Origin of the sequence: Rathayibacter sp. PhB179 (assembly GCF_004345345.1) — a bacterium.
Taxonomy (GTDB): domain Bacteria; phylum Actinomycetota; class Actinomycetes; order Actinomycetales; family Microbacteriaceae; genus Rathayibacter; species Rathayibacter festucae.
Window position 1 is genome coordinate 261,078 of record NZ_SLVD01000004.1, and the last position, 13,560, is coordinate 274,637.

A 13,560-nucleotide genomic window follows, 5' to 3' on the forward strand; every position below is an offset into this window, starting at 1 on the left:
TCCGAGGGTGACCCGTGCGGTCAGCCGGCGGCGCGGTTCCCGCGTCGACGGCGGCCGAGGAGCAGGCCGAGCGCGCCGAGCAGGCCGAGGACCCCGGCGGCGGGTAGCGCGGACACCGCATCGACGCCGGTCTCGGCGAGACGGGTGGCGGAGGCGTCCGTCGTCGGCCTCGTGCCGGTGACGCCGGAGTGGGGCGAGCCGGAGCCGGCGCCGGACGGGGTGGTGCCGGTGATGCCGGTGCCTGACGTGGTGGTGCCGGTGCCCGACGCGGTGGTGCCGGTGCCCGACGCGGTGGTGCCGGACGCCGTGGTGCGGGCGTCCGACGTCCCGGCGCTCGCCGCAGCGGCGCCGCCCGAGGAGGTCGTCCCCGAGGCGATGGTGCCGGTCGTCGTGCCGGCTCCCGGTCCGACGGCGCCCGGGGTGGCGGTTCCGGTCGTGCCGGTGACGGTCGGGCGAGTGCCGGTGGTGGTGTCCGTGGTGCGCGGACCGGCGGTGCTCGGGCGCGTGCCGGTCCTGCCGGCGTCGGTGGTGCCCGTGCTCGGAGTGCCGGTCCCGGCTGTTCCCGGGGTCCCGGTCGCGGGTGTGCCCGTCCCGGTGGCTCCGGCACCGGCCGTGCCCGTTGCCGGTAGGCCTGTGCCCGTGCCCGGCGTGCCGGTGGGCGCCGGGGTGGCCGGTGAGCCGGTGGGCGCGGGAGTGGACGGAGTGTCGGTCGGTGCGGGAGTGGTCGGCGTGCCGGTGGGTGCGGGAGTGGAGGGGGTCCCGATGGGTGCGGGGATGGACGGGGTGGCGGTGGGCGCAGGGGTGGCCGGTGTGCCGGTGGGAACCGGAGCCGACGGAGTCCCGGTGGGAACCGGAGCCGACGGGGTCCCGATGGGTGCGGGAGCCGACGGGGTCCCGATGGGCGCCGGCGTGGACGGGGTGCCGGTGGGAGCCGGGGTCGGTGGGGTGCCGGTCGGTGTGGGAGTGGACGGTGTGCCGGGGGGAACAGGACCTGACGGGGTCACGGTGGGCGCGAGGGTCGACGGCGTGCCGGTGGGTGCGGGGTTGGACGGGGTGCCGGTCGGGGCGGGAGTCGAGGGGGTCCCGGTGGGCGCGGGTGTCGGCGCGGTGCCGGGGCCGCCGGTGGTACTGCCCCGGGGGATCGGGACGGCGGTGACGAGGAGGTCGGAGGTGTAGGCGGCGCCGCGTGGAGTGGTCGCGGTGATGGTGCCCGAGCGGCGGTACTCACCCGCCTCCACGTCCGACTGCTGGACAGGGCCCGCGAGGGTGCGGACCGCGCTCTCGCCCGGCGCGAGGGTGAACGGCGGCAGAGTGTCGACACGGACGTCGGTGAGCGCGACGTCACCGCGGTTGACGATCGTGAAGGTCGTGTCGACGATGGTGCCCACGGCGACGGCTGCTCCCGGTGCGAGCCTGGGCGTGCTCGTGGTGGTGACGGCCAGGAGGGGGCGCTCGACGGGGATCGCGAGCTGCGCGCCGCTGCGCACCGTCGTGGGGCGGCCCCCGATCACGGCGGTGGTGTCGGCGACGATGTGGGTGAGGCCGCTCGCGAGATCGTCCTCCGTGACCGTGGACTCGAGGTGCAGCTCGGCGCTCCCGCCGGGCGCGACGAGCGCCGCCTTCTCACTGGTGCTGCCGGGGCTGCCGGGGGCGGTGCCCACCCGGACCGCGACGAGGTCCCGCACGTCGCCGGCGCCGGTGTTGGTGACCGTCGAGGTCCAGCGGACCTTCGTGCCGGCCGTCACCTGCTCGCCGGGCTGCAGCACGAACTCGCCCCGGAATCTCCAGGCCGCGTCGCTCGGACCGTTGGCCGCCGGTCCTCCTGCGGTGGCACCCGGTGCGGTCCCCGTCGTGCCGGGCGCGGGCGTCGCGGTGCCGGCCGGGCTGGAGATCGTGGGCGTGGGCGTGGGCGTGGGCGTCGGTGTGGGCGTGGGCGTGGGGGTCGGTGTCGGTGTGGGCGTGGGCGTGGTCGTGGTCGTTGTGCCTCCCGCGGAGCCCGGAGTCGTGCCGGTGGGGGCCGGCTTCGGGATCGCGAGGACGATGGTGGCGGGGGTGGACCGGTGCTCGGCGCCCCGAGGTGTCCGTGCGGTGGCGAAGCCGCCCACGCGGCGGTACTCGCCCGCGGTCAGGTCCGACAGCGAGATCGTGTCCGAGAGGCGCTGGACGCTGACCTGGCCCGGCGCGAGGCTGAACGGCGGGAGTCCGGCGAGTCGGATGTCGTTCAGTGCCACGTCGCCGCGGTTGGTCAGCGTGACGGTCGCGTCGACCAGGGTGCCGAGGGTGACCGGTGCGCCGGGTGCGAGCCGGAACGACGGGGCGTAGGTCACCTCCAGGGCGGGCCGCTCGGCGGCCGCCGCCGGGCCCCCGGGCAGGGCGAGCTCGCCGACCACGGGGAGCGCGAACCTGCCCTGCGTCGAGCTGAGGTCCCAGGTGAACGCGTACGACACCTTGCCGGCGTCGAGATCGGCCTGGGTGACTGTCCGAGAGAACGTGACGTCCCGACCGTCGCGGCTCGCGCCCGGTGGGATGACGAGGCCGGATCCGGAGACCGTGACCGCGACAGGGCCGTCGTTGCGGAAGGTGACGATCCACGTCACCTTCGTGCCGACCGTCGGCTTCTCGCCCGGCTTCAGCTCGAGCGTCCCCTTCGCCGTCGCGCTCACGAGGTGGTCCCCCGTGGCGGCCGGAGACGTCGGCGGAACGGGTGCGGGGGTCGACGGCGTGCCGGTGGGCGCGGAAGTGGGCACGGTCCCGGTGGGCACGGCGGTGGCCGGCGTGCCGGTGGGTGCGGGAGCGGGCGCAGTCCCGGTGGGCGCCGGAGTGGACGGCGTGCTCGCGGGGATCGCGAGCGTCGCGCCGCTGCGGACCGAGATCGTCTTCCCGCCGGTCACCGCGTTCGCATCGACGACGAGGTGGGCGAGGCCGCTCGCCAGGTCGTCCTCGGTGACGGTGGACTCGAGGTGCAGCTGCGCGGTCCGGCCCTTGGCGAGGACGGCCAGCTTCTCGCTGGTGCTGCCGGGGCTGCCGGGGACGGCGCCCACCCGGACCGCGACGAGGTCGCGCAGGTCGTCGGGGCCGGTGTTGGTCAGCGTCGAGGTCCAGCGGACCTTCGTGCCGGCCTTCACCTGCTCGCCGGGCTTCAGGACGAACTCGCCGCGGAACCGCCAGGACTCGTCGGCCGTGCCGCTCGCCGGGGACCCTCCGGCCCCGGCACCCGGCGCGGGAGCCGGCGTGGCGGTGCTCGTCGCGCCGACGACGTTCGGCTTCGGGAACGGCAGCCTCACGGGGGCGATGGTCTTGTAGGCGGCGCCCCTCGGGGTGCGCGCGGTGACGTAGCCCTCGCCGCGGCGGTACTCGCCGGCGATCACGTCCAGGTGGTCGACCTTGTCCTTGACGCCGAGAACGGCCTGCTGGCCCGGAGCGAGGCTGAACGGCGTGGTGCCGGTGAAGGTGATGTCGTGGAGGGTCACCTCCCCGCGGTTGGTCACCGTGACGGTCGAGTCCACCACGGTGCCGAGGACGACGGGCTGGCCCGGTGCCGGCTCGAACCTCGGGGTGAAGACGACCTCGAGCGCGGGGTTCTCCGCCGGGATCGGCAGCTCGCCGCGCACGGGGATCCAGTGCACGCCCGCCGGCGTGACGATGCCCCAGGTGTTCGCATACCTCATCACTCCGGCGTCGAGATCGGCCTGGGTGACCGTCTGCTCCTTCACGTCGTCCCGACCGTCGCGGCTCTGCCCCGCCGGGATGGAGAACTGGGTTCCGTAGACATCGGCGGTGGTCGTGCCGTTGTTCCGGAAGGTGATGATCCACTTCACCTTCGTGCCGACCACCGGCTTCTCACCCGGATTCAGCTCGAACGTCCCCCTCACCGTCGCGCTGACCAGGGAGTCCCCGGTCATGGGCGCGGACGGCGGCGGAGCGGGCTGCTGCTGGGCGGCGGCGACCGGCGTCTCCGACGCGGCGGCAGGAGCCTCGAGCGTCGGCGTCGGCGTCGCGTCGGGTGCCTCCGGCGCGAGAGAGGGGACCGGTGCCTCCGGTGCGGCCGCGACGCTCGGCGGGGTCGTGACGTCGACCGCGGCCGGGGCCGGAGCGAGAGCGGCCGCGGGCGGGGCGGTCTCGGGAGTCGGCGCCGGGGGAGCGGGGGAGGGAGCGGCGTCCGGCACAGCGGGGGCGGCGCTCGGTGCGGCGGAGGCGGCGGCCGGGGCGGCCTCGGGCGCAGCGGGTCCGACCGACGGCGCGGCATCGTCCGGTGCGATCGAGGGCGTGGCCGTCGGGAGCGCGGGCACCGACGGGGCGTCCTGTGCCGGTGCCGGTGCCGGTGCCGAGGTCGTGGCGTCGGCGCCTCCTTCGGCGTGGGCGGCGACGGAGGTCGTTCCGAGCAGGCAGGCGCTCAGCGCGACGGACGCGGCGATGCTGAGGGGCGTGCTGGGTGTTCGGCGCGGTCTTCGGGGGTCGGGGCGTGAGGGGGTCAAGGGCACTCCTGGGCAGGGATCGGCGAGAGGTCGAGACGATTCCGGGAAGGTTCACACAGGTGTTCCCAGGGCTGCGAATTTCTGGCGCGGAAGCGGGTGCCCGGCAGTCTTCGACACCATTGGCGGTGCAGGACGGCCGAGGGCCGGTGGCGTCGAATCGAGTCGACGCCACCGGCCCTGGGCCTGACCGACGGTGCGTCAGTCGGCGGTGCGGCCGCGACGGCGGCGGGCGCCGAGCAGCATGCCGAGCGCGCCGAGGAGCCCGAGGACGCCGGCAGCCGGAAGCGCGGACGACGCGTCGACGCCGGTCTGGGCGAGGTGCGCTGCGGAGGCGCCCCCGCGCTGCGGAGTCGTGCTCGCCGCGGCCGGGGCGCTGGGAGCCGATCCTGCGGCTGCGTCGGGACGCACGCCCGCGGCACCGGCGAGTGCCACGAAGCCGGTCGGGGCCTTCTCGTCGGCGGTCGCCGCGCCGACGGTCGGCCCGGTCACGGAGGCGGTTCCTCCGGTGGTCGCGGCTTCCGTGGTGGTCCCGGTGCTCGTCTCCGTCTGCGTCGGCGTGCCGGTGGCGGCTCCGTCCACGGCCGCCGGGATCAGGAGGACGCCGAGGAAGGGCGCGGAGGTGTAGTCGGGGCGGTCCTTCCGGATGCCCGTGGCGGTGGAGACCCGTCGCACCACTCCCGCGTCCAGATCCTTCTGCGTCACGGCGTCGACCACCTGGTAGACCTTCGTCTCGCCGACGGCGATGCTGCCGGGACCCTGCTGGTCGAGGTCGAGGAAGGACACGTCGCCGGTGTTCTTCACCGTGACGGTCCAGATGATCGTCGAGCCGACCGTGACGGGCTGTCCCGGCTCGAGGTCGAACGCGCCGGTGGAGCTCGCCTCGAGGCGCGGGTGCTCGGTGCCGATCGCGAGCTCGCCGGAGGCGGAGGCGGAGAAGGGGCCGTCGCCGGTGCGCCCGACGAGGTCGGCGACGAGGAGGGTGCGGTTCTCCGCGAGGTCCTGCGCCGTGACGGTGGTCTCGAGGTGCAGCTGCCGGGTCTCGCCCGGGGTGAGGACGGCGATCGTCTCGCTGTGGGCGTCACCGTCGGCGGAGAGGTCGTGCAGGTCCGTTCCGGCGGTGTTCGTCACCGTGACGGTCCAGCTCACCAGGGTGCCGGCCTTCACCTGCTCGCCCGCCGTCAGCTCGAGCGCGCCGGTGGTGATGACGGCGACGCGTCCCTCGTCGGAGGTGAGATCGAGCGAGTCGTTCAGCTCGAGGCTCGCAGTGGAGCCGGCCGGGGTGAGGCCGCTCGCGTGGAAGGTGTCGAAGGTGAAGCCCTGGACGATGTCCCTCCGGGTGACGGTCGAGTAGAAGGTCAGGTCCTTCGTCTCGCCGACGGCGAGGGCGGTGTGCTCTCCCGCATCGGTGACGTGGACGTCGGAGAGGGCGACGTCGCCGGAGTTGGTGAGCGTGGCGGTCCACTTCACCGGCGTGCCGACCTGCACCCGCCCACCGGCCGGGAGCACGAACTCGCCGGCGATCCTCCCGGTGAGGGAGGGGTGCTCGGCGGCGGCCGGAGCCGGAGCCGGCGTCGGGAGGGTCAGCTCGCCGCGCGCAGGGATCGTGTAGCGGCCCCCCGGTGCTTCGACGCCGAACTCGCTCTCATAGCGGACGACGCCGGCGTCCAGGTCGGCCTGGGTGATCGTGCTCGGCTGGGTGGTGTCCTCGACGTAGCCGCTGCGGCCGGGGGTGAGCTCGAGGGTGGTTCCATCGATCTTCACGGTGTCGGGGCTGTGGTGGAGGAAGGTGACGATCCACTTCACGGTGGTGCCGACCGTCGGCTTCTCGCCCGGCTTCAGATCGGGGACGCCGCGCACGGAGGCGGTCACCCGATCGGACGCGGTGGTGGTCGGAGTGGGGGCGGGTGCGGTCGTGGCCGGCGTCGCGGTCGGGCTCGTGGTCGGCGTCGTGCTCGGAGTCGGTGCGGTCTCGGGCAGGTCGAGTGCGCCCTGCGCGCGGATGATCTGGCGGCCGTCGCTGGAGACGATGTCGTAGCGGCTGGTGTAGGTGACGCGGCCGGCGTCGAGGTCGGCCTGGGTGATGGTCGTGGGTGCGAGGTTGTCCTCGACCTCGCCGCTCTCGCCGGGCTCGAGGTGCAGGAGCGCCTTGAGGACGTCGATGGGGTGGGTGGTGGCGTTGTGGAGGGTGATGGTCCACTTGACCGGGGTGCCGACGTGGGGCTTCTCGCCGGGCTCGAGGTCGAGGACGCCCTTCACCGTCGCGGTCACGCCGACCGACGTGGCTGCTGACGCGGCCGGAGTGGGCTGCTGCTGGGGTGTCGAGACCGGCGTCTCGGTCGCGGGCACGGCGGGCACCGGGGTGGCGGCGGCGACCGGCATCGTCGCTTCCTCGGGCGCAGTCGCCGCGGGCGCCACTGAGGCGGCGGGGAAGACGGGGTCCGGGGAGACGGGCTCCGGAGCGGCCGTCGGGGCGGACGGCTGCGCGGCCGGAGCGGGCTCGGCCTCGGGTGCGGCGGGTGCCGAGGTGACGGGCTGTGCGGTGGTGTCCGCGGGGACGGCCTGCGCGGTCGTCTCGACGGGGACGGCCTGCGCGGTGGTCTCGACGGCGGCGGGAGCGGTGGACTCGTCGGCGTGGGCGACGAGGGCGGTGGAGCCGAGCAGGCAGGCGCTCAAGGTGAGCGAGGCGGCGATGCTGAGCGGTGCTCCGAGGGGCCGGCGGGGTCCCTGGATGTCGTGGCGGCGGGGGGTCATGCGAACTCCTAGGCGGTGGTGATTCGAATATCGAGTGAAGCTCGGAAACGATCACATCGGAGAGGAGGAGTTGACACATCGGTGGCGTGGAGTGGGCAATGAGGCGCTCGATGAGAGTGATGGCACTCATGTGCAGTCGTGGCGGGCGTTGTGTCGAAGTGGGCAGGTCGGCGTCGAGGGAGGGCCGGTCATGGGCCCGATCGGCCGGGTTCTGCTGGTGGCAAGGCCCCGGGGAACGCGAGAACGGCCTGAACCCGTCCGGGAGGGCGGGTTCAGGCCGTCGTGGCTCGGCGGCGGTGTCGAAGGGCGTCGACTCCGCCGGCGAGCGGTCAGTGGGCGGAGCGGTTGCGCCGGCGACGACGCCCGACGAGCACGCCGAGCGCGCCGAGTGCGCTGAGGATCCCGGCGGCGGAGAGCGCGCCGGCCGCGTCGGACCCGGTCTTCGCGAGGCGGTTCTTCGACGCCTCGGCGGCGTTCGAGCTCTTCGTGGTGGAGCCCGTGGTGCCGGCGGCTGCGGGCACGACGGGGGCCGGGGTGGTCGGTGAGGGCTTCGGTGCCGGGGTGGGTGCCGGTGCAGGGGTGGGCGCCGGCGGGGTGGGCGTCGCCGGCGGGGTCGGGGTGGGTGCCGGCGGGGTGGGCGTGGGCGTCGGGAGGGCGAGTCGGGCGGTGACGGGTGTGCTGATCGGTTCGATCTCCTCCCCGGAGAGGTCGAGTCCGTCGACGATGTCGTCGAGCACGGTGTAGCCGTTGGTGAGGTCGGCCTGGGTGAGCTCGGTCGTGGCGGTCAGCTCGTCGGTCTCGCCGGGCTGCAGGTCGAAGAAGTTCTCCGCGGTCCTGCTGGTGATGTCGTAGACGGTGTCGGCGCGGGTGTTGGTGACCGTGATGGTCCACTCGACCTCGGTGCCGACCGCGGGGTTCTCGCCGGGCGCGAGGACGAGCTCGCCGCTGGCGGACACCTCCAGCGCGCCCTGGGAGGCCGGGGTGGGCGTCGGTGTCGGTGCGGGCGTGGGGCCCGGCGGGGTCGGGGTGGGTGCAGGCGGGGTGGGAGTGGGCGTCGGGGGAGGTGTCGGCGGGGTCGGAGTCGGCGTGGGTGCCGGGCCCGGGAGCGCTAGTTCGCCGTTGAGGTGTGCGTAGGCCAATGGGCCGCGAGGTGTCCTCGCGTCGACGAACACATCGAGGTCGGCGTAGCCGTCCGCGAGTTGCTTCTGGTCGAGGGTGGTCGACGTGGTCACCTCGCGGGCCTGACCGGGTTCGAGGCGGAAGCCTGGTTCGGCGAAGACGGTGGCGACGTCGTCGAGGGGGACATCGCCGGTGTTCGTGACCGTGACCGTCCACGTCACCTGGGTGCCGACCTGGGGCTTCTCGCCGGGCTTGAGGACGAGCTCGCCGCGGGCGGTCGCGCTCAAGGAGGCGCTTCGCGCAGGTGTCGGGGCCGATGTCGGCGTCGGCGTCGGTGTGGTCGGGGCCGGCGTCGGTGTGGTCGGGGTGGGGGCCGGGGTCGTCGGAGTGGGTGCCGGTGTGGTCGGGGTCGGTTCGGGAGTCGGGCTGGGGAGGGCGAGTCGGCCGCGGACGCGTGTGTAGACCGAGACGCCGTCGGGTGTCCTCGCGCCGGTGAACTCGTCGAGGACAGCGGAGCCCTCCGTGAGTTGCTTCTGTGTGAGGGTGGTCGACGAGGTCAGCTCGAGGGTCTGGCCGGGTTCCAGATGGCGGCCGGGTCCCGCGATCGTTCGGGCCACGTCGTCGAGAGGGACGTCGCCGGTGTTGGTCACCGTGACGGTCCACTTCACCTGGGTGCCGACCGTCGGCTTCCCGCCCGGCGGGAGGACGAGCTCGCCGACTGCGGTCGCGCTGAAAGCGGCGCCCTTCGCAGTCGCGCTCGCGATCGGCGTCGGGGTGGCCGTCGGCGCCACGGCGGCGTGGGCGGCCGTGGCCGAGCCGAGCAGCCCGACGGTCAGGGCGAGGGAGGCGGCGACGGTGAACGGGGTCCCGGCGCAGCGGCGCGGGCGGAGGGGGTCGGGACGACGGTGCACGGAGCTCCTCGGGAGGTGATGAAAGGCGAGACGACGAATGCTCGCATCCAGCCGCATCGGCCGTCGAACATCTGGCGCAGGTGAGACGGTCTGGCGTTCGCAGCGCACGCTGGCGCGGGCGATGGATCTGGGACTGATGAGCTCGGCGGTGACAGGCTGCGTTATCTTCCCGCCCGCGGTGGGGGGCGATCGTGCGGAGAGCGCAGGAACGGCCCGGGTCCGCCGAAGAAGCGGGCCCGGGCCGTGGTGGATCGCCGGTGGCGTCGAAGGGCGTCGCCGTCACCGGCGATCGGTCAGTGGCCGGCTCGGTCGGTGGCCGGACGGGTACGGCGGCGCCGGCGGCCGACGAGCACGCCGATCGCGCCGAGTACGGTGAGGATCCCGGCGGCGGACAGCACGCCCGCCGCGTCGGATCCGGTCTCGGCGAGGCGGCGCTTCGACGTCTCAGCGGCGGTCGGGCTCTTCGTGGTCGAACTCGACGAGCCCGTCGTGCCGGAAGCGGCGGGTACGACAGCGGCCGGTGCCACTGTGGCGGGTGTGCCCGGTGCGGGAGTGACCGGGGCGGATGTCGGCGTTGCCGGCACAGGGCCCGGAGGAGTGGGTGCGGGTGCCGGTGTGGTCGGAGTGGGCGTCGGCGTCGGGGGCGTCGGGGTGGAGAAGTCGAGTCGGGCGGACAGCGGGGCGATGATCTCGGCGCCCTTCGCGTTCTTTCCGGTGACGGGGACGTCGAGGACGGCGTAGCCGTTGGTGAGGTCGGTCTGGGTGAGGCCGATCGTTCCGATGAGCTTTCCGCTCCGGCCGGGCTGCAGGTCGAGGAGGCCCCCGATGACCTTGTTGAGGATGGAGTCGATGCGGACGTCGCCTGTGTTCGTGACCGTGATGGTCCACTGCACCGGGGTGCCGACCTTCGGCTTCTCGCCCGGCTTGAGCAGGAGCTCGCCGTGGGCGGTGGCCGTCAGGGCGCCCTCACCAGCTGGGACGGGCGCCGGAGTGGTCGGGGTGGGTGCCGGTGTCGTCGGAGTGGGCGCCGGCGTGGTCGGAGTCGGTGCGGGAGTCGCGCCGGGGAGGGCGAGTCGGGCGCGGAGGGGTGTGTAAACCTCCGTGCCGTCGGGTTCCGTTGCGCCGAGGGTGTCGATGCTGACGGCGTAGCCATCCGCGAGTTGCTTCTGGTCGAGGGTCGTCGAATAGACGAAGTCGCGTCCCTGGCCGGGTTCCAAGTGGATGCCGCGTCCGGCGACCACAATAGCGACGTCGTCGAGGGGGACATCACCGGTGTTCGTGACGGTGACGGTCCACTTCACCTCGGTGCCGACCTTCGGCTTCTCGCCGGGCGGGAGGACGAGCTCGCCGACTGCGGTCGCGCTGAAAGCGGCGCCCCGCGCGGGTGTCGGCGTCGGTGCCGGTGTCGTCGGGGAGGGCACAGGTGTCGTCGGAGCGGGCACAGGTGTCGTCGGTGTGGGAGTCGGCGTCGGCGTGGCCGTGGGCGTGGGCGCGGGTGCGGGCGCGGGGGTGGGGGTGGGGAGGTCGTGTCGGGCGGTGATGGGGGTGGTGATCTCGGTGTCGGTGGGGGTGAGTGCGGTGGCTTGGGTGGTGAGGAGGGCGTAGCCGTTGCTGATGATGTTCTGGGTGAGGAGGTCCTGCTCGATGAAGTCGTGCTTCTCGCCAGGCTGGAGGGTGATCAGTCCGTCGCTGAAAGTGGTGGCGACGTTGTGGAGGGGGACGTCGCCTGTATTGGTGACCGTGATGGTCCACCTCAGCGGTGTGCCGGAGGCCGGCTTCTCGCCGGGCTTGAGGACGAGCTCGCCGCGGGCGGTCGCGCTTAGGGAGGCGGAGGCGGAGGCGGCGGTCGCGCTCGCGGTCGGGGTCGGAGTGGCCGTCGGCGCCACGGCGGCGTGGGCGGCCGTGGCCGAGCCGAGCAGCCCGACGGTCAGGGCGAGGGAGGCGGCGACGGTGAACGGGGTGCCGGCGCAGCGGCGCGGGCGAAGGGAGTCGGGACGACGATGCACGGAGGCTCCTCAGGAGTGAATGGAAGGTGAGACGACGAATGCTCGCATCCATCCTCATCGGCCGTCGAACATCTGGCACAGACGGGACGGTCTGGCGCCCGCAGCGCACGCTGACGCGACACGGTCGACTGGCGCAGGCCGTGTCCTCCGGCAGGTGCCGGCCCGCTACAGGAAGCGCAGCGCCAGGTGCAGGTCGACGCGGTCGGCCATCGCGGAGAGGTCGCGGCCGGTGAGCGCCTCGATCCGCTGCATCCGGTAGCGGAGGGTGCTGGCGTGCAGATGCAGGCGGTCGGCGGCCTGGCGCCAGGAGCCGCCGCTCTCGAGGAAGACGCGCAGGGTCTCGACCATGTCGCTGCGGTGCTCGTCGTCGTAGCGGACGAGCGGTCCGAGGACGGTGAGCGCGAAGGCCGCGCGGGTGCGCGGGGCGACCAGCTCGAGCAGGGCGCCGCTCGAGACGGGGACCGTGTGCTCGACGATCGAGACGGGTTCGTCGGAGGAAGCGCGGCTCGCGCGCTCCCTGGCCGCGAGGAGGGAGACCCCCAGCTGTTCGACGGCGCGCGAGGCATCGCCCACGCCGATCGCGATCCGGCGCTCGTGCAGCAGCCACGGCGCCGCCTCGACCGCCGAGCGCAGCGCGGGCCCGGGCGACGACCTCTCGTCCGCGGGATCGCCGAGCAGCAGCACGGCGGCCCCGTCGAGCACCGCGCCCAGCGCCCGCGCGTGCTCGCGCTCGGCGGCCGCGCGCAGCGGCTGCAGCAGCGCCTCCGGGGGCAGCGACGGGTCGTCGGTGCGCGCGACGACCACCCGGAGCGGCGCGCCGAGGCGGAAGCCGAGCAGCCGCAGCCGCACGGCGGTCTCGGACTCGGGCAGCTCGTCGTGCAGGAGCGCCCGGAGCAGGTCGAGCAGCGGAGCGGCCGACGTGCGCTCGCGCTGGCGGGCGAGGTCGAGCCGGCCGGCGACCGCCCCCGCGAGCAGCTCGACGCCGTCCGCGGTCTCCTCCGACCAGCCGCGCTGATCGCCGGTGACGACGAGCACGCCGAGCCGCTCGCCGGCGGCGGAGAAGAGGGCCCGGCGGGAGAGCGAGCGGCCGTGCTCGGTGACCTCCCAGCGGCTGTCGGGGGAGGAGAGCGAGGCCTCCCAGGCGGCGCCGTAGTCGGCGGCCGTGGGCAGTCCGCCGGCGGAGGCGACCAGGGTGCCGGCGCGGTCGACCGCCCAGCTGCCGTGCGCGAACTCCTCGAAGAAGGCGCGCAGGGCGACCTGGACGCCCTCGCCCGAGGCGGGATCGGCGAGCAGGCGCCGGGCGAACCGCGCCTCGCGGCCGAGCGTCGGCAGGTCGGCCTGCGCGATCACTCCGGCGACCGTCTGCGCGATGGTCTTGAACGACACGTCCGGCGCCACCGTCAGCAGAGCGATGCCGTGCCGGCGGCAGACCTCGAGCATCCCCTCCGGGAGCGAGCCGACCGCGATCAGGCCGACGACGATGGCCACGACTCCGCGGTCGGCGACGCCGCCGACGAAGCGCTCGACGCTCTCCCGGCCGGAGGTCCAGAGCGCGCTCGTCAGCACCACGTCGCCGGGGGAGAGGAAGCGTCCCGGATCCGGCAGGTCGATCGTGTAGGTGCCCGAGATCGCACGGGCCAGCTGCACGTCGTCGCCGCCGACCAGGGTGAGCTGCAGCTCCGGGTGGCCGAGCAGCTCGCGGACGTTCACCCAGGTCTCCTCGTTCGTGCGGCGGACGCTCTCAGACTAGGCGGCGGGCCGAGAGCCCGGCGACGATGGTGTCGACGCCCCGCTGCGGGCCGTCGCTCTCGCGGATGTCGAGGCGGAGTGGGCGTCGGCCGACCGCCTCGTGGTCGAGCTCTGAGCCGCGCCCGCCAGCGGGTCCCGCTGGAGGTGGACCCCCTCGGCGGTCGGAGAGGAGGATGACTGGATGGAGGGCCGAAGAGGGCCTGTGCGGACGTCCGGCGTCGACCTGCCGTCTGTCGGGGGTGTGCGTCATGCTGACGGCTCATCGGTACAGAGGAGGTTCAATCATGGGTGCAGTCGCTACGACGGTGGTCGTTCCCCCCGCCGAGGAGGTTCCGCTCGCAGACGGGCGCGAATTCCTCCGGCTGCGCGTCAGCGACCGGCTCGGCATCACTCTCGGCGAGTTCTTCGACCGGGTCGATGCCGGAGAGTACGACACCACCGAGGATGCATCGATCCTCCGCCTGGTGATGGCCGTCCCCTACGCCCGATAGGCCACGGTGCCCGGCCGGACGCCCGCGGAGGCGTATCGCGCGTTCATCGAGCCTCTCG

General features: G+C 74.1%; 6 protein-coding genes. 1 reads left to right on the forward strand and 5 read right to left on the reverse strand.

Features of this window, described 5'->3' with window-relative positions; all coding sequences use genetic code 11:
- Window positions 1–20: 20 nt before the first annotated feature.
- From EDF43_RS10720 to EDF43_RS10750, 5 genes are all read right to left on the reverse strand, one after another.
- The gene (locus EDF43_RS10720; protein WP_132436755.1) at window positions 21–4,475 is read right to left on the reverse strand and encodes an LPXTG cell wall anchor domain-containing protein; all 4,455 of its coding nucleotides are present in this window, start codon (window positions 4,473–4,475) and stop codon (window positions 21–23) included.
- 198 nt (window positions 4,476–4,673) lie between these two features.
- A complete protein-coding gene (locus tag EDF43_RS10725) occupies window positions 4,674–7,226 on the reverse strand; it encodes an LPXTG cell wall anchor domain-containing protein (protein ID WP_132436757.1) in 2,553 nt (850 codons plus the stop codon).
- Between the two features lie 329 nt (window positions 7,227–7,555).
- Entirely contained in the window at window positions 7,556–9,256 is a 1,701-nt protein-coding gene (locus tag EDF43_RS10730; protein ID WP_132436759.1) for an LPXTG cell wall anchor domain-containing protein, read from the reverse strand.
- A 293-nt stretch (window positions 9,257–9,549) separates the two neighbouring features.
- Window positions 9,550–11,262, reverse strand: coding sequence for an LPXTG cell wall anchor domain-containing protein (locus tag EDF43_RS21800; RefSeq protein WP_165909080.1), 1,713 nt, complete (start codon window positions 11,260–11,262; stop codon window positions 9,550–9,552).
- Between the two features lie 165 nt (window positions 11,263–11,427).
- Window positions 11,428–12,972 (reverse strand): PucR family transcriptional regulator, encoded by a 1,545-nt coding sequence (locus EDF43_RS10750; RefSeq protein WP_123736407.1) that lies wholly within the window; start codon window positions 12,970–12,972, stop codon window positions 11,428–11,430.
- 323 nt (window positions 12,973–13,295) lie between these two features.
- On the opposite strand from EDF43_RS10750, the gene EDF43_RS10755 reads away from it, so the two are divergent.
- A complete protein-coding gene (locus EDF43_RS10755; RefSeq protein WP_132436767.1) occupies window positions 13,296–13,502 on the forward strand; it encodes a hypothetical protein in 207 nt (68 codons plus the stop codon).
- Window positions 13,503–13,560: the final 58 nt, after the last annotated feature.